The organism is Collinsella sp. wc0529 (assembly GCF_046116875.1).
Lineage (GTDB): Bacteria > Actinomycetota > Coriobacteriia > Coriobacteriales > Coriobacteriaceae > Collinsella.
On record NZ_JBJXBO010000001.1, the window covers coordinates 1,497,242 to 1,513,641 of the forward strand.

Consider the following 16,400-nt stretch of genomic DNA (forward strand, 5'->3'; position numbering starts at 1 on the left):
GGTGCCCTTGCGGTGCCGCGCTTTCTGTTCGTTTTGACCATGCAACCGCATGGGGGATTGGAGCGTCTATGCCCACACCTTCCACTGCACGCATGCACGACTTCGAGGTCGTCTCGAACCAGGAGATCGCCGATGGCATCTTCTCGCTCGTCATCTCGGCCCCCAAGCTTGCAAGTGCGCTCAAGCCCGGTCAGTTTGTGAACATCGCCGTACCCGGCGATGCGTCCTCGCTGCTTCGCGTGCCCCTGAGCTACTACCGCGCCGACGCCGAGGCCGGCACCGTCGAGCTGTGGTACGCCGTCGTGGGCGACGATACCCGTCGTTTGTCCCAGATGGGCCCTGGCTCCACCTCTAACCTGCTGGGCCCCGGTGGCCGTGGCTGGATGGTACCCGAGGGCACCAGGAAGGCCCTGCTCGTCGCCGGTGGCATCGGTGTTCCGCCCGTGCTGTGCCTTGCCGACAAGCTTGCCGAGCAGGGTGTGGCCGTCGACGTGTGCCTGGGCTTTGGCACCGCGTCCAAGGCCGTGGGTGTCGATGAGTTCCGCGCGCTGGGCGCCACGGTCAACGTTTGCACCGACGACGGCTCGCTCGGCACGCACGGTTTTTGCACCGACCCGGCAGCCGAGCTGCTCGGCGAGGGCGGCTACGACTACGTAGCCAGCTGCGGTCCCGCCGTCATGATGAAGAAAGTCGCCGCCGCTGCCGCTGAGGCCAGTGTGTACTGTGAGGTGTCGCTCGAGCGCATGATGAGCTGTGGCTTTGGCGCCTGCAACACCTGCAATGTCGAGACGGTTGACGGTATGAAGGGCGCCTGCATGTGCGGCCCCGTGTTCGATGCTTCCAAGGTGGTGGTCTTCTAGTGGGTACCGTGAACATGGCCGTCGATTTCGGCGGCGTCAAGATGCAGAACCCCATCAACACCGCAGCCGGTACCTTTGGCTACGGTTGGCAGTTCCAGAACTTCTTTGATGTTTCCCAGCTGGGCGCCATCACCACCAAGGGTTGCGCAGCCGAGCCCTGGCCCGGCAATCCCGCGCCCCGCATGGCCGAGATCCCCGGCGGTATGATCAACTCCGTGGGCCTTCAGAACCCCGGCGTGGCCGCCTTTGCCCGCGAGTCCGGCCCGTGGCTCGAGCAACTGTCCAAGGACGGTTGCCAGGTCATCTGTCAGGTTGCCGGCCACTCCGTTGACGAGTTTGTGCGCGCGCTCGAGATGTATGTCGAGCTATGCCCCTGGGCTGCCGGCTACGAGATCAACGTGAGCTGCCCCAACATCGCCGCCGGCGGTGCCGCCATGGGCTCTACGCCCGAGGGCGCCTCTTCCGTTATGGCTGCCTGCCGCAAGGTGACCGATAAGCCGCTGTTCGTGAAGATGGCGCCGGTCAACGTCGCCGAGATCGCCAAGGCCCTCGAAGCCGCCGGCGCCGACGGCCTTTCGGTCATTAACTCCATCCAGGGCATGGCCATCGACGTCCATACCCGCAAGTCCCGCGTGGCAAAGCCCAAGGGCGGCCTTTCGGGCCCGCTGTGCCACCACATCGCCGTGCGCATGGTCTGGGAGGTCGCCCAGGCCGTCGATATCCCCATCAACGGTGTCGGCGGTGTCATGACCGGCGAGGATGCGGCCGAGTTTATCCTGGCCGGTGCCACCTGCGTGTCGGTTGGCATGGCCAACTTCGTCGATCCGTGCGCTTCGCTCAAGATCGCGCATGAGCTCGAGGCCTGGGCCGAGTCCCAGGGCGTAAAGGACATCAACGAGCTGGTAGGTGCTTTCGAATGCTAGAGACCGATGCCCGCGACCGCGTAATCGTCGCCCTCGACTGCGATCGTGAGCGTGCGCTCGAGCTTGCCCACGAGCTTTCAGGTCATGCCGCCTGGCTTAAGGTTGGTATGACGCTCTATTACGCTGAGGGCCCCGAGATCGTCAAGACCTTTAAGGACCTGGGCTTTAAGGTCTTCCTTGACCTTAAGTTCCATGATATTCCGCATCAGGTTCGCGGTGCCGCCCGTTCGGCCTCGCTTGCCGGTGCCGACCTGCTCTCGGTTCACGGCTTGGGTTCGGGCGCCATGCTCGCTGCCTGCCGCGAGGGTGCCGAGGAGGCGCGCGAGGACCGCGCCAAGCTCGTCGCCATCACCGTGCTCACGAGCATGAATCAGGATGCCTTGAGCGAGATCGGCGTCGAGTCGCCCGTGGCCGAGGAGGCCGCCCGCCTGGCAAAGCTCGCTCAGGCCAACGGCATCGATGGCATCGTGTGCTCGCCGATGGAGGCTCACGACATGCGTGAGCTGCTGGGTCCCGATGCCCTGATCGTGACTCCGGGTGTGCGTCCGGTGGGCGCCGCCTTAGGTGACCAGTCCCGCGTGGCGACGCCTTCCCAGGCTATCGAGCGTGGCGCAAGCCATATTGTGGTGGGCCGTCCCATCACCGGTGCCGACGATCCGGTTGCCGCCTTTGACGCCATCGTCGCCGAGCTGGTCGAAAACGTCGCGTAAAAGATTCCCCTAAGTCACCACTTTTGGGTCTCATTAGCACAAAATAGCCCCTGTGCCTGCGTAAACTTTCCCATCCTTTGTGTGGAATCGCAGGTCAGGGGCTTAACTTTGGGCGCAGTATATTGCACTTTTTGCGGGTATCGTCTAACCTATGGAGCCGCGATTGGGCATTTTGTACGTTCTACGTGCTAAAATGCCAATTATTGAATCAGATATAACCCAACTTTTTGGAGGTACGAATGGCACTCCCTCAGCTTACCGATGAGCAGCGTAAGCAGGCTCTTGAGAAGGCTGCTGCCGCACGTCACGCCCGCGCTGAGCTTCGCGAGCAGATCAAGAAGGGCGAGAAGTCCCTCGAGTCCGTGCTCAACTCCGATGACCCCATCGCTTCCCGCATGAAGGTTTCCACCCTCATTGAGTCTCTCCCTGGTTATGGTAAGGCCAAGGCCGCCAAGATCATGGAGGAGCTCGGCATCTCCGCTACCCGTCGCGTTCAGGGCCTTGGCGTCCGTCAGCGCGAGCAGCTCCTCGAGCAGCTGACCAAATAAGTGAGCGCTCAGGATTCCAAGCTCTTTGTGATTTCTGGACCGTCAGGCGCGGGCAAGGGCACGCTCGTCACTCGTGTGCGCGAGCGTCGCTCTAACCTGGGCCTGACGGTTTCGGCTACCACGCGAGCCCCACGCAAAGGCGAGGTCGATGGCGTCAATTACTTTTTCCTGACGCGTGAGGAGTTCGACCGCCGCGTGGCAAACGGTGAGTTTGTTGAGTGGGCCGAGGTCCACGGTAACTGCTACGGCACGTTGGTGAGCGAGGTTCAGTCCAAGCTCGCCTCTGGTTCGTCTCTCATCTTGGAGATCGATGTCCAGGGTGCCCTGCAGGTGAAGGAGCGTTTCCCCGAGGCCGTGCTGATCTTTATCAAGCCGCCTTCGCTTGAGGTACTCCGCGAGCGTCTAGTCGGTCGCGGTACCGAGACGCCCGAGACGATTGAGCTGCGTATGGCAAACGCCGCCGATGAGCTTGCCCTTGCCGACCGCTACGACGACGTCGTGGTAAATGACGATCTCGACCGCGCGACCGATGAGCTCGTTCGCGTTCTCGATATGCATGAAAGGATCTGAGGTCCGTGTCCGTTGTAAAGCCTTGCATTGACGATCTTCTGGAGAAGACCGATCACAACCGCTTCCTGCTCGCTTCGCTTGCCTCCAAGCGCGCCTGCGACATCAATAGCATGCTGCGTGGCCAGCACAACCGCGTGCTTGCCGTCCAGGATGTCGATGACATCACCATCGGGCTTTCCGGTGCCGATACCATTTCGATGGCTATGGATGAGATTGTCGACGGCGACATCTCTTACGACGAGGCCCGTTATGAGAAGGCGCTCGGTCACAAGGTTGCTGAAGCCTAAATGGCGGCTCGCGTCTGCCTGGTCCACTATCACGAGGTTGGACTTAAGGGTAAGAACCGCGCACATTTTGAGCATATCCTCATGGATAACATCAAGGCGGCCTTGGCCGCCTTTTCCGTGAATGCCGTGTCTCGAATTTCCGGTTATATCCTCGTGACCTTTAACGAGCATCAGGCCGACGAGGCGGCTCGTGTCATTCGCACCGTTCCCGGCGTTGCTCGCGTGTCTTTGGCGTATCACACCAATCGCGACCCTCAGGAGTACTGTGCCGCCGCCGTGAAGGCGCTGCGTGAGTTTGGCCCCTTCGATTCGTTTAAGGTGCACGCCAAGCGCTCCAATACCGACTACGGGCTCACCTCGATTGATATCAATCGACAGGTTGGCGAGGTGCTGTGCGAGGCGTTCCCCGATAAAAAGGTTCAAATGCACGATCCCGACGCGATGGTTCACGTGCTGGTTGTTCAGGGTAGCGTTTATGTGTACGCGCGCTCCGAGCGCGGTGTGGGCGGTCTGCCGGTGGGCTCTGCCGGTAAGGTCGTGACCCTGCTGTCATCGGGTATCGACTCGCCGGTGGCGACCTGGATGCTCGCGCGACGCGGAGCCGTGTGCGTGCCGGTGCATTTTTCCGGTCGTCCGCAGACGCCCGATACGAGTGAGTATCTGGTGCAGGACATCATTCGCGCCCTTGAGCCGGGTGTCCAGATCGGCCGTCTGTATGTTGTGCCGTTTGGCGACTGCCAGCGCGAGATTTCGGTGACCTGTCCCAGCAACCTGCGCGTGATCATGTATCGCCGCATTATGTATTCGGTTGCCGAGCGCATTGCACACATCGAGGGCGCCAAGGCTATCGTGACGGGCGAATCGCTTGGGCAGGTTGCCTCCCAAACGCTTGAGAACATCATGGCCGTCAACGAGGCCGTGAAGATCCCCGTGTTCCGCCCTCTCATCGGTTCGGACAAGCAGGAGATCATCGCGCGCGCCGAGGAGATCGGTACGTTTGATATCTCGACTGAGGCCGCTCCCGACTGCTGCACGCTGTTTATGCCGCGCCGTCCCGAGACGCACGCTAAACTCGATGCCGTGCATGAGGCCTGGGAGTTGTTCGATCACGAGGAGATGATTGAGCGCCTGCTCAAGCAGACCGAGTACATCGACTTCGAGAGCAACACGTATAAGGCCCCTAAGACCTTAAAACGCAAACATTCGGAGCTTGCTCCGCGTGAGATTTACCAAGATCACGAGTAATGTTGTGCATAGACCGACGATGCGCCTGCATCGTCGGTCTTTTGCTATCTGGGCATTTTGCGGCTAAGTGTTCATTTGCTGACGTGTGCCTGAATAAATGGACAGATTTGTGCAAGGTTTTGGTCGGTTTTTGGTTTGACCGATAAAACCGGTTTTGGAGCGTGGCTGTTGCAGGGCTCCTTTCCTGACACGATGGTGTTGGGAGGTTTTGCTATGGCGCAGCGCGAACAACACGAACGGGTCAAAAAGATGGACCGCTTGGCGGACAAGCTGCTCGGTCATAAGGCAGTGGTGATGGCGATACTGGTCGTCATTGCGATGTCGAGCGGCTTGGCGATGGCGAACCTTGGCGGCGGTGCCGGCGCCGTGTCGTTTGAGCGCACTGACGGTTCGGGCTCGTTGGTGGAGCCGGGATCCGGTGATGCCTCGAGCGGAAAGACATCCGAAGGTTCTTCGACTAAGGCTTCTGCCGCGGCAGAGGTCTATGTCGATGTCGATGGCGCCGTTGTGTCGCCCGGTGTATATCGCCTCAAGGATGGCGCGCGGGTGGCTCAGGCGATTGATGCCGCCGGCGGGCTGGCGCCCGAGGCAGACGTTACGGGGCTCAATCGGGCATCTAAGGTCGTCGATGGACAGAAGATTCACGTTCCAACGGTAGGGGAACAGCAGGCGTCCCTTGCGGAAGCCGGTGTTGATGGTGGGGCTTCCGCATCATCGGGCGTGAGTGGCGCAACAGGCCTAGTAAACATCAATACGGCAAGCGCGGCAGAGCTACAGACGCTTTCGGGCATCGGTCCCTCCATGGCCCAGTCGATTATCGATGAGCGGACAAAGAACGGTGCTTTTGCCTCGGTTGACGATCTGATGCGTGTGTCGGGAATCGGCGAGAAGAGGCTTGCCAAAATCAAAGATTGCATCTGCGTATGAGTGCGACCGAGCGCGAACATGTGATGCCTCCGCGGCCCCTGATGCCGTGGACGATGGCCCTGTGTGCCGGCATGTGCATGAGCTGCGCCTTGGTGCTCAACGTGACCGCTGATGCGCTGCTGAGGGAGCAGGCGCCGGCGGTCGGGCCGCTATGGGCCATTCCCGTCGCGGCGGCGGTATTCGTTGTGCTGGCTCAATTTTGTGCACCGCTTGCTCCTTGGAAGCGGTGGCTGTATGCCGCGTCCGTCGGTCTCGTGGCGGGAGCGGTCGTCTCGGCGTGGTGGGCTGTGGGCGCGCTAAGCGCCTCGAAGGCGCTCGACGCTCGAGCGGCAAGCAGCCTCGAGTTTGTCGTGCAGGGTGATCCATCCATAAACGACGACGTGTATTCCTATACCTGCGAGGCACGCGCGGACGGCAAGAACTTGGCAACGGTTCGCCTATCGTGTGACCGCGAGCTCAGGGTCGGGGCGTACATGCGTGTTATCGGTCGCGTTTCACGTTTTGAGAACGATGCGTATGGACGATCGCGTGTGCTCCGAGGCGAGGTATGCAAGGTAAAAGCCGTTCGGATTTTATCGGTCGATGAGGGCTCTCCGGGGCCGCTGCTTCGACTGCGAAATGGGCTGCTTGCGTCCATCGCGCCTGCGACCGACCCGGCGCGTGCGTTCATAGCCGGTGTCGTCTGCGGTCGTTCGGCCGAGCTGCACGCCCAACCGGCGGGCGACTGGTTTTCGGTGACGGGAACGGCGCATCTAATCGCCGTCTCGGGCAGCCATTTGGCTATCGTGGGGTTTGTAATCGAGGGTGTATTGCAAAAGACTCGGTGCTCACGTGGTCTTCAGCGGGCGATATTGGCGATAACGCTTGTGGGCTACGCTGCTTTTACGGGCGCGTCTCCCTCGGCCGTGCGCGCGTGCTGCATGGTGTTCACGACGCTTGTCGTAAACGGCGCGGGGCGTCGCCGGCACGGCGCATCGGCACTCTTCGCAACCATGTCCATCTTTGTGCTACTGCGGCCGACGGTGCTGTTCGAGATAGGCTTTCAGCTTTCATGTGCCAGCGTCTTTGCCATCCTGTGCTTTTGCCCGTACGCCTCCTACGCTTTGGGTGAGCTGGGTGTGCCATCGGGCATTGCCAGTATGCTTTCCGTCACACTGTGCTCGCAGTTGGCGACGCTCCCCATTACCATTCCTGCCTTCGGTACGTTCTCGCTCATTGCTCCGTTGGCAAATGCGGTCATTGGTCCGGTGGTGAGCGTACTGCTTGCTGTGTCGATCGTGCTGGTTCCCTTTTCGCTCGTGGGACCGTTGCGGGCTTGGGCGCTCGTTGTGCCCATGATTGCCGCCCGTTGCGCGCTGTTCTTCGAGCAGCTGTTTGCCGCCGTGCCGGGTGCATCCGTGAGCGTGCCGCCCGATAGCGTGTGGATTTACCTAGTGCCGTGTTTGCTGGCGGCCCTGCTGGTCTGGTGGCCGCGTCCCCGTGCACTCCCTATGGCGGTGGGGCTTGCATGTCTGGTGCTCTTGGCTACGATTCCGTACGTCTTTTGGGATCGATTCGCTCCGCCTTCGGTGACGGTGCTCGATGTGGGCCAGGCGGATGCGATTCTTATCCGCCAGGGCGACGCATTAGCGCTCGTCGACTGCGGGCTCGATGGGCGCGTGGTAGCGGCGTTGGTTCGCAATAACGTGCACCATATCGATGCCGTCTTTGTGACGCATTGGGATGAGGATCACTGGGGTGGTCTACCTGCCGTGCTCGAACAGTTTTCGGTCGGAACGATTGCCGTGGCGGCGGATGCGTTGGAGGATGCTCCTGCCGAGGTATTGAATCGACCTGGCGTTGAGTATCGGCAGGTGCGCCGTGGGGATACGGTCGACATCGGCTCATTTTGTGCCCGCGTGATGTGGCCGTTCGAGTCCGTAGATGGCGAGGGAAATGAGGACTCGCTTGTCCTGCTACTCTCTTATGTTCAGGAAGGCAAGAGCCTGCGTATGCTCCTCACTGGTGATGCCGAGCTCGACCAAGAACGGAAATTCGTGCAGGAGGTGGGGGATATCGATGTCCTTAAACTTGGGCATCACGGCTCCAAGGTTTCAGTCGATGGTGAGTTGCTGGACGTCCTGAGACCCGAGCTTTCCCTCGCGAGCGCCGGCAAGGGGAATCGATACGGTCATCCGTCGGATGCCTGCATCGATACCGTTCAGGAAGCGGGCGGTGCGTTCGCATGCACCATCGAACACGGTGATATCACCATCAGCCCGACCGCAAAGGGCTTTGCGATGCGATGCCAGCGACCGTGACGACGTCGTTGGCGTGTGGTGGGCCCCTGGGCTAGAATGGCACGGAACGAATACGAAGGCCTGCGGGAGGGGAGCGTAATGTCCGAAACCGGTCTGCTGCCGGCATATCTGATCGTCGGTACCGACGGCGTCAAGCGCGATCACGCCGTCTCGCGTATGAAGGCGCGTCTGGAAAAGTCGGGAATGGTCGAGTTCAACCTCGACGAGCGCGACATGACCAAGGACCCCGATATCGAGTCCATTATCGGATCGCTTAACACCTTTCCGATGGGCAGCGAGTTTCGCTTGGTAATCCTTGATGGCTGCTCAAAGCTCGCTAAGGCGGTCTCGGAGCCGCTTGTCGACTATCTGGCGAGTCCCAGCCCCACGACGGTTTGCCTCATCATCGCCGACTCGCTTGCCAAGAACACGCGCCTGTATAAGGCGATCGCCAAAATCGACAAGAAGGCCGTGATCGATTGCTCCGGCACCAAGCGCTGGGAGCTACCGCGCCGCGTGCAACAGATGGCGACGCAGCACGGCAAGTCGATCTCGACGGCGGCCGCCGAGGAGCTCGTCTCGCGTTCGGGTGAAAACACGCGCATGCTCGATAACGACTTGGCTAAGCTTGTCCAGATGGTCGAGGCGCCCCAGATTGAGCTTGCCGATGTGGAGCGCTGGATTGTACGTACGGCCGAGGTTCAACCCTGGGACTTTCTCAATGCAGTCTCGGCCCGTGACATGCGCCGCTCGCTCGAGCTCTTCAATCTACTGCCCGCCAAGAGCTACGTGTGGACGTACACATTGTTGTGCGGCCGCATTCGCGAGCTTATCGTTGCCAAGGCGCTCGATGCGCGCGGACAGGGTCGTGAGCTGGCCGCAACGCTCAAGCTCCAGTCCTGGCAGGTCAAGAATCACCTGACCTGGGCACGTCGCTTTTCGATGGCAGAGCTCGTCGCAGCGCTCGAGGGCGCGGTCGATGTGGAGCTCGCGCTCAAGGGTTCGGCCGATTCTCAGACCGCGCTTTTGCTCTGGATTACGAACATCTTGAGAAAATCGTGATGATACCTGCCTATTTGACAAATTCGTTCTATCCCTTTGAGAGGGAGCGTGCTATAGTAGGCGCTTGCATGACCTCACCGTGTCTCAGAGGTGTCATACATTTTTTGCAAGGAACTCGAAAGGAACTCCAGAAGTGGCAAACATCAAGTCTCAGAAGAAGCGTATCCGCACCAATGAGGCAGCTCGCATGCGTAACAAGGCTGTCAAGTCCGAGCTCAAGACGCTGACCAAGCACGTCCAGTCCGCCGTCGCCGAGGGCGACGCCGAGAAGGCCCAGGCTGCCCTCAAGACCGTCACCAAGCGTCTCGACATGGCTGCCGCCAAGCATGTTATCCACAAGAACCAGGCTTCCAACCGCAAGTCCGGTCTTGCCAAGCTCGTGAACAGCATCAACGCCTAAGTTGTAAATTTCACACCACACAGATTACGCGCATAAATGGAGCCTGTTTTATGGAACAGGCTCCATTTTTTGTACCGCTCGGGTAAGATAGTCCGCATGAATACTTCAATTGACATTTCCCACATCCGCAACTTCTCAATCGTTGCGCACATCGACCATGGCAAGTCCACGATCAGTGACCGCATTCTCGAGCTCACCCATACCGTCGACGAGCGCGACATGGAGTCGCAGCTGCTCGACACCATGGATATCGAGCGCGAGCGCGGCATTACGATCAAGTCCAATGCCGTCCGCGTTTCCTATGACGCCGACGATGGCGAGACGTATCAGTTCAACCTGATCGATACGCCGGGCCACGTTGACTTTACCTACGAGGTCTCGCGCTCGCTGGCAGCCTGTGAGGGCGCGGTGCTCGTTGTCGACGCCACGCAGGGCGTCGAGGCGCAGACCGTCTCCAACGCGACGCTCGCTATGAACGCCAATCTGGACATTGTGCCGGCCATCAACAAGATCGACCTGCCCTCGGCCCATCCCGACGAGGTCAAGACCGAGATCGAGGATGACCTGGCGATTCCCGCCGATGATGCCGTGTGCGTGTCGGGCAAGACCGGCGAGGGTATTCACGATCTGCTAGAGTCCATCGTCTTTTTGATCTCTCCGCCTAAGGGCGATGCAAATGCTCCGCTCAAAGCGCTCATTCTGGATTCGTACTTTGACGAGTATCGCGGCGTGGTGGCCACGGTGCGCGTCTTTGACGGCTCCATCAAAAAGGGCGATACCCTGCGCATGATGCAGGCAGAGGGCGACTTTTTGGTCGACGGCGTGGGTGTCAAGCGTCCTGCCGAGACCCCGGTTGACGCGCTGACGGTTGGCGAGGTCGGCTACGTGGTCACGGGCCTGAAGGACCCCGAGGCCGTTCGCGTGGGCGACACCCTTACCTGGGCGTCGAACCCCTGCCCCGAGCCGCTTCCTGGTTACCGCGAGGCCAAGCCCATGGTCTATACGGGCCTGTTCCCGATCGATAACAAGGACTACGAGAACCTGCGTGACGCACTCGATAAGCTGCACGTCAACGACCCGTCGTTGGTGTGGGAGCCCGAGACCTCGGTGGCGCTCGGCTTTGGCTTCCGCGTGGGCTTCCTGGGCCTGCTGCACATGGAGGTCGTCAAGGAACGCCTGGAGCGCGAGTTCAACTTGGACCTCATTGCCACGAGCCCCTCGGTGGACTATCACGTCTACAAGACTGACGGCGAGATGATTGATGTCCGTAGCCCGCAGGATCTTCCCGAGGCCACGCGCATCGAGCGTATCGAGGAACCCTACCTCAAGGCTAAGATCATCTGCCCGCCCGAGTATACGGGTGCCGTCATGCAGCTCGCTATCGAGCACCGTGGCATTACAACCGACATGATCCATCTCACGAGCAAATCGGTCGAGATGCGCTTTGACATGCCGCTCGCCGAGCTCATCCTGGACTTCTTTGACCAGCTCAAGAGTCGTACCAAGGGCTATGCCTCGCTCGACTACGAGTTCAACGAGTACCGTCCCTCCGAGCTCGTTAAGCTCGATATCTTGCTTTCGGGCGACGAGGTGGACGCGCTGTCGTTTATCGTCCACAAGGACAAGGCCTATGGTCTGGCCCGTGGCCTGTGCGACAAGCTTAAGGAGATCATCCCGCGTCAGCTGTTCGAGGTTCCCATCCAAGGTGCTATCGGCAATAAGATCATTGCCCGCTCCACCGTCAAGGCGCGTCGCAAGGACGTGCTTGCTAAGTGCTACGGCGGCGATATCTCGCGTAAGCGCAAGCTGCTCGAGAAGCAGAAAGAGGGCAAGAAGCGCATGAAGGCCATCGGATCGGTCGAGGTCCCGCAGGAGGCCTTTATGGCGATCCTCAAGGTGGACGAGTAGGTCTATGGCGCTTTCTGAATACAGCAAGCGGCTGCTGGGCGCCTATGCCGAGCAGCCGTTCCTTATGGCTCCCATGGCGGGCGTGACCGACCCTGCCTACCGCATCATGTGCCGCCGTCGCGGTGCCAACCTTGCCTACAGCGAGATGGTGAGCGTGGCGGGCCTTGCCTATGCCAGCAACAAGACCTGGCGCCTGGTGCTACCGGCCGACGAGGAGCAGCAGATTTGCGTGCAACTCTTTGGCTCCAAGCCCGATCAGTTTGCGAGCGCCGTCGCTGCCGTCGAGGAGCGCGTTGGCGATCGCCTGTCGCTCATCGATATCAATATGGCATGCCCCGCCCGCAAGGTTGTTACCAAGGGCGAGGGCTCGGCGCTCATGCGCACGCCCGATTTGGCCGAGAAGATCGTCGAGGCGGCGGTGGGCGCGGCGCATGTACCCGTGACCGTAAAGATCCGCAAGGGCTTTTATGCCGAGGACCGTAATGCCGCGACATTTGCCCAGATGCTCGAAGGCGCCGGTGCCGCCGCGGTGGCGGTGCATGGCCGCTGCGCCACGCAGCTCTATACGGGCCAGGCCGATTGGTCGGTCGTCGATGAGGTTGCCGACGCCGTTGAGATTCCCGTGATTGGTTCGGGCGATGTGTTCTCGGCCGAGGATGCCGCGGAGCATCTGCGCAACTCGGGTGCCAGCGCGGTGTTTATTGCGCGCGGTATCTATGGGAACCCGTGGGTGTTTGGCGATGCTCGCGCCCTTGCGCTCGATGGCATACCGGTGCCGGCTCGCAGCTCCGTTGAGCGCCTGGACGCCCTGCGTGAGCACCTAACGCTGACGCATGAGCTCCTGCCGCTCATGTCGCGTGCCCGCACGTACGCAAGCTGGTACTTAAAAGGCATGCCCCATGCTGCAGCCTGGCGCGCGCAGGTGGTGCGCTGCTCCACGTATGAGGAGTTTATGGCGCTGGTCGATGAGATCGAGCATGATGTGGTGGCCTGTGAGGCTGCCCTTGCCGCCGGCGAATCGGTGCCCCCTCATCCGCTGGAGGCTTAAGGGTGGCCGTTACAGCGCTGTACGTGCACGTGCCGTTCTGTGCCCAAAAGTGCCGCTACTGCGACTTCGACTCGCGCAGCTTTGCTTCGTGTGATTTGGATGCCGCGCTCGATTCCTATTTTGAGCAGTTGTACGCGCGCCTCGATGCTTTTGGCAAGGCTGGGGCCCTCGATCAGATCCGCACCGTCTATGTTGGCGGCGGCACGCCGTCGCTGGCGGGGGAGCGCCTGGTGGAGCTGGCGCGGCGTATTCGTGCGTGGTGCGCCCCCGTTGAGTTTACCTGCGAGGCCAATCCCGAGTCGCTGACCGCCGAGCTTGCCGCCGCGCTTGCCAAGGTTGGTGTCACGCGCGTCTCTCTGGGCGTGCAAACGCTCGATAACACCGAGCTTACCGCCATCGGCCGTATTCACGATGCCGATCGGGCGCTCGCTGCCATCGCGTCGGTCAAGGATGCTGGGCTTGACGTGTCGTGCGACCTTATGTGCGGACTTCCCGGGCAGACCGCAGCGAGTTGGAAGCGCACGCTCGATGGCGTGCTGGCGGCGGCGCCGCATCATGTGTCGGTCTACCCACTCACGCTTGAGGAGGGGACGCCCCTTTATCGCTTGGCGTGTCGCGACGAGTCGCTCGAGCCCGACGAGGATTTTCAGGCCGCATGCATGGACACGGCGCGTGAGCGCCTGGGTGCGGCTGGCTATCACCCGTATGAGGTGGCAAGCTACGCGCTCGACGGCCATGAGTGCGCCCACAACATTGCCTATTGGTCTGGACAGGGCTATCTGGGCTTGGGTCGCTCTGCCGCCGGTATGCTCGATGCCGAGGATTTCGACCGTCTTGCAGGTTTGTTCCTCGGCGCGTCTTCTCGAGGCGATGCGTACCGCGTGCGTCTGGTGCAACGTGACGATGACGCGACGGCGTTTGAGGCCGAATATCTGTCGCAGCGTGAGGCCGCGGCTGAAGACCTGATGCTTGCTTGCCGCATGACGCGCGGTGTCGCGTCCGACCTGTTGGTTCGCGTGGCTCGTGTCATCCCGGCCGATGGGCTGACAGCTGCTTGCGATCGCGCGCTCGAGTTGGGCCTTGCCACTTGGGTGCCCGAGACGCTCGGGGTCCATGAGGGACCCTTCACTTCGGCAGATGTCGTCGCGGGCCATGTTCGAGCTCGTCTGGCACCCACCCACTTGGGCTGGCTCGATGGAAATGTTCTGTTCGAGCTGTTTTGGGATCTAGCTTAGGCCGCTCGGGTAGAATTACCGGAATATATACGCTGCTGTGAGCAGGAGGTTGCCGCGCATGGCGACGATGAACGAAAAAGATTATTACGAGATTCTGGGCGTCTCCAAGGACGCCACCTCGCGTGATATTCAAAAGGCCTTTCAGCAAAAGGCCCGCAAGCTCCATCCGGACGTCAACAAAGAGCCGGATGCCGAGGAAAAGTTTAAAGAGGTTTCCGAGGCCTACGCCGTGCTTTCGGACGAGCAGAAGCGTTCGCGCTACGACGCCATGCGTTCGGGCAACCCCTTCGCCGGCGCTCCTACGGCTTCGCCCTATGGCGGCGGCTACGCCGGCAGCGCGGGCTATGGCAATCCCTTTGAGGACGGTTTTCCCTTTGGTGGCGCCTGGGGCCAGCCGCGTCGCGGGCAGGCTGCCTACAATCCCGAGAACGGCGCCAACGTGGTCGTCGATATCAAACTCGACGCCAAGGAGGCAAAGGGCGGTGCCCGCAAGACCGTCCGCTACACGCGCTTCGATACCTGTAACAACTGCGGCGGTTCGGGCTCTGTCTCCTCCGAGCATGCCCATACCTGCCCAAGCTGTGGCGGCCGCGGCCATATCGACGTCGACCTGTCCTTCCTGTTTGGTGCGGGCACGTTCCAGTCGGTCTGCCCCGAGTGCGGCGGTTCCGGTAAGGTCGTGGCCGACCCCTGCCCTGATTGCGGCGGCAGCGGTCGTACTCGCGTAACCTCCGAGCAGACGATTGAGTTTCCTGCCGGCACGCACGATGGCGACGAGGTCCGCATTGGCGGCATGGGTCATGCTGGCACCAACGGTGCCGCGGGCGGCGATCTGGTCGGCCGCGCCCATGTTGAGGCCGAGCGCTTGGAAGGCAAAGCTCGTACCGGTTTTTACCTGATGGGCATCGTGGCGCCGTTTTTGGTACTCTCGGCCATCTCGGGCGTGTTCTCGGCCTTTGCCGTGATGTGCTTTATTCCGTTTGCCATGGGCCTGTTCATGGTGCTTTCGGACGGCGTGCTTCATCGCAGCCTGCTGTGGTGGAAGCGCGGCGCGATGCAGTTTGCCAACGGTTTTGCCAACGGCTTCATGTTCGCGCTCGTGTCGGTTTGGTTCGCGAGCTGCTCGCAACGGGCCATGCTTTCGCCGTACCAAATGCAATAACATCAAACCCTCTGTTTGCGGTCGGCCCTGCTTGGGTATAGGACGCACTGTGACAATAATGAAAGTCGGAAGGATTCGGTCGTGTCGGAAAATAGGGATTACTACGAGGTGCTTGGCGTCGACAGGGATGCCGACGCGCGGACGATTAAGCGTGCGTTTCTAAAGAAGGCCCGTACCGTACATCCGGATGTTTCGGACGACCCCGAGGCCGAGGCCAAGTTCAAGGAGCTCAACGAGGCCTATTCCGTTCTTTCCGATGAGCAGAAGCGTGCTAACTACGACCGTTACGGCACTGCCGACGGCCCTGGTGGTTCGGGCTACGTCGATATCAACGATATCTTTGGTGGCATGGGCATGGACGACTTGTTCTCGTCGTTCTTTGGCGGCGGTGCCGGCGGTGGCGCCCGCAGCCGTCGTGAGCGTCGTCGCGGACGAGACATGGCCATCTCGCTTTCGGTGACGCTCGAGGAGGCGGCGCTCGGCTGCAAAAAGACAATCAGCTATGACCGCCTTGCTCCTTGCGAGGACTGCAATGGCACCGGTAGGGCAGAGGGCGCACAGGAAAAGCAGTGCGGCCGCTGCCACGGTACGGGCTACGTCACGACGGTTCAGCGTTCGTTCCTGGGCCAGGTTCAGTCTTCCTCGCCTTGCCCCGACTGCTATGGCGAGGGCACGGTTATCGATCATCCCTGCGAGACCTGCGACGGTCAAGGCCGCACGCCTTCGCACGAAAAGATCGACATCGATATTCCCGCCGGCGTTTCGACCGGTCGCCAGCTGCGCGTGAGCGGCTTTGGCGAGGCCGGCCTTCGCGGCGAGCCTTCGGGCGACCTGATTGTCAACGTGCGCGTTGCCGACCATGAGCGCTTTAAGCGCAACGGGGACGACCTGTACCTGGTGAGCGATATCTCGATTGCGCAGGCTGCGCTCGGCTGCGAGATCGAGGTCGAGGGCATTATGCCCGACGAGGTCGTTAAGGTGACGGTTCCCGCCGGCGCCCAGTACGGCGACACCGTGAGCGTCAATAATTACGGCATGCCGCGCATTGGCGGTGGCGGTTCGCGTGGCCGCCTGATCGTGCAACTGCGCGTGGTCGTTCCCACCAATCTTTCCAATAAGCAGCGCGAGCTGCTCCGTGCTTTTGCCGATGAGATGGGCGATGACGTCGCTTCCGGTAAGAAGTCGGTGACCGACCGTATCAAGAGTGCCCTCGACGATATCCTCGATTAAGGAGCC

The 16,400-nt window shown here is 61.0% G+C and carries 16 protein-coding genes; all 16 read left to right on the plus strand.

Features of this window, described 5'->3' with window-relative positions:
* The first annotated feature begins 92 nt into the window (after positions 1-92).
* Positions 93-860: a dihydroorotate dehydrogenase electron transfer subunit gene (locus tag ACKUTP_RS06330; RefSeq protein ID WP_035138534.1), complete on the plus strand. Its 768-nt coding sequence runs from the start codon at positions 93-95 to the stop codon at positions 858-860.
* Between the two features lie 14 nt (positions 861-874).
* Positions 875-1,783 carry a dihydroorotate dehydrogenase gene (locus tag ACKUTP_RS06335; protein ID WP_006236128.1) on the plus strand — a complete coding sequence of 303 codons (909 nt, stop codon included), beginning with the start codon at positions 875-877 and terminating at the stop codon, positions 1,781-1,783.
* Positions 1,777-2,493: an orotidine-5'-phosphate decarboxylase gene (gene pyrF, locus ACKUTP_RS06340; protein WP_035138533.1), complete on the plus strand. Its 717-nt coding sequence runs from the start codon at positions 1,777-1,779 to the stop codon at positions 2,491-2,493. The genes ACKUTP_RS06335 and pyrF overlap by 7 nt, the downstream gene beginning before the upstream one ends.
* Positions 2,494-2,732: 239 nt before the next feature.
* Positions 2,733-3,041, plus strand: a complete 309-nt coding sequence (mihF, locus tag ACKUTP_RS06345) for an integration host factor, actinobacterial type (protein ID WP_006236130.1) — start codon at positions 2,733-2,735, stop codon at positions 3,039-3,041.
* Positions 3,042-3,611, plus strand: coding sequence for a guanylate kinase (gmk, locus tag ACKUTP_RS06350; protein ID WP_138374178.1), 570 nt, complete (start codon positions 3,042-3,044; stop codon positions 3,609-3,611).
* Between the two features lie 5 nt (positions 3,612-3,616).
* Entirely contained in the window at positions 3,617-3,898 is a 282-nt protein-coding gene (locus ACKUTP_RS06355; protein ID WP_035138532.1) for a DNA-directed RNA polymerase subunit omega, read from the plus strand.
* Positions 3,899-5,143: a tRNA uracil 4-sulfurtransferase ThiI gene (gene thiI, locus ACKUTP_RS06360; RefSeq protein WP_409063835.1), complete on the plus strand. Its 1,245-nt coding sequence runs from the start codon at positions 3,899-3,901 to the stop codon at positions 5,141-5,143. It abuts the gene before it with no gap.
* A 213-nt stretch (positions 5,144-5,356) separates the two neighbouring features.
* Positions 5,357-6,070, plus strand: coding sequence for a helix-hairpin-helix domain-containing protein (locus ACKUTP_RS06365; RefSeq protein ID WP_409063836.1), 714 nt, complete (start codon positions 5,357-5,359; stop codon positions 6,068-6,070).
* Positions 6,067-8,370, plus strand: coding sequence for a DNA internalization-related competence protein ComEC/Rec2 (locus ACKUTP_RS06370; protein WP_409063837.1), 2,304 nt, complete (start codon positions 6,067-6,069; stop codon positions 8,368-8,370). The genes ACKUTP_RS06365 and ACKUTP_RS06370 overlap by 4 nt, the downstream gene beginning before the upstream one ends.
* Before the next feature lie 78 nt (positions 8,371-8,448).
* The gene (holA, locus tag ACKUTP_RS06375; protein WP_409063838.1) at positions 8,449-9,411 is read left to right on the plus strand and encodes a DNA polymerase III subunit delta; all 963 of its coding nucleotides are present in this window, start codon (positions 8,449-8,451) and stop codon (positions 9,409-9,411) included.
* Between the two features lie 133 nt (positions 9,412-9,544).
* A complete protein-coding gene (gene rpsT / locus ACKUTP_RS06380) occupies positions 9,545-9,811 on the plus strand; it encodes a 30S ribosomal protein S20 (RefSeq protein ID WP_022094714.1) in 267 nt (88 codons plus the stop codon).
* Positions 9,812-9,907: 96 nt separating this feature from the next.
* Positions 9,908-11,719: a translation elongation factor 4 gene (gene lepA / locus ACKUTP_RS06385; RefSeq protein WP_118238118.1), complete on the plus strand. Its 1,812-nt coding sequence runs from the start codon at positions 9,908-9,910 to the stop codon at positions 11,717-11,719.
* A 4-nt stretch (positions 11,720-11,723) separates the two neighbouring features.
* Positions 11,724-12,767: a tRNA dihydrouridine synthase DusB gene (dusB, locus tag ACKUTP_RS06390; protein WP_117797777.1), complete on the plus strand. Its 1,044-nt coding sequence runs from the start codon at positions 11,724-11,726 to the stop codon at positions 12,765-12,767.
* Between the two features lie 2 nt (positions 12,768-12,769).
* Entirely contained in the window at positions 12,770-14,002 is a 1,233-nt protein-coding gene (hemW, locus tag ACKUTP_RS06395) for a radical SAM family heme chaperone HemW (RefSeq protein WP_409063839.1), read from the plus strand.
* A 58-nt stretch (positions 14,003-14,060) separates the two neighbouring features.
* Positions 14,061-15,164 carry a DnaJ domain-containing protein gene (locus ACKUTP_RS06400; protein WP_409063840.1) on the plus strand — a complete coding sequence of 368 codons (1,104 nt, stop codon included), beginning with the start codon at positions 14,061-14,063 and terminating at the stop codon, positions 15,162-15,164.
* 81 nt (positions 15,165-15,245) lie between these two features.
* Positions 15,246-16,394 (plus strand): molecular chaperone DnaJ, encoded by a 1,149-nt coding sequence (gene dnaJ, locus ACKUTP_RS06405; protein WP_409063841.1) that lies wholly within the window; start codon positions 15,246-15,248, stop codon positions 16,392-16,394.
* Positions 16,395-16,400: the final 6 nt, after the last annotated feature.

Excerpts from the sequence above, each read along its gene's own strand:
- ACKUTP_RS06335 (WP_006236128.1), top strand. The coding sequence starts at position 875 with ATGGCCGTCGATTTCGGCGGCGTCAAGATGCAGAACCCCATCAACACC.
- holA (WP_409063838.1), top strand. The coding sequence starts at position 8,449 with ATGTCCGAAACCGGTCTGCTGCCGGCATATCTGATCGTCGGTACCGAC.
- mihF (WP_006236130.1), top strand. The coding sequence starts at position 2,733 with ATGGCACTCCCTCAGCTTACCGATGAGCAGCGTAAGCAGGCTCTTGAG.
- pyrF (WP_035138533.1), top strand. The coding sequence starts at position 1,777 with ATGCTAGAGACCGATGCCCGCGACCGCGTAATCGTCGCCCTCGACTGC.
- ACKUTP_RS06370 (WP_409063837.1), top strand. The coding sequence starts at position 6,067 with ATGAGTGCGACCGAGCGCGAACATGTGATGCCTCCGCGGCCCCTGATG.
- lepA (WP_118238118.1), top strand. The coding sequence starts at position 9,908 with ATGAATACTTCAATTGACATTTCCCACATCCGCAACTTCTCAATCGTT.
- ACKUTP_RS06330 (WP_035138534.1), top strand. The coding sequence starts at position 93 with ATGCACGACTTCGAGGTCGTCTCGAACCAGGAGATCGCCGATGGCATC.
- dusB (WP_117797777.1), top strand. The coding sequence starts at position 11,724 with ATGGCGCTTTCTGAATACAGCAAGCGGCTGCTGGGCGCCTATGCCGAG.
- thiI (WP_409063835.1), top strand. The coding sequence starts at position 3,899 with ATGGCGGCTCGCGTCTGCCTGGTCCACTATCACGAGGTTGGACTTAAG.
- ACKUTP_RS06400 (WP_409063840.1), top strand. The coding sequence starts at position 14,061 with ATGGCGACGATGAACGAAAAAGATTATTACGAGATTCTGGGCGTCTCC.
- ACKUTP_RS06365 (WP_409063836.1), top strand. The coding sequence starts at position 5,357 with ATGGCGCAGCGCGAACAACACGAACGGGTCAAAAAGATGGACCGCTTG.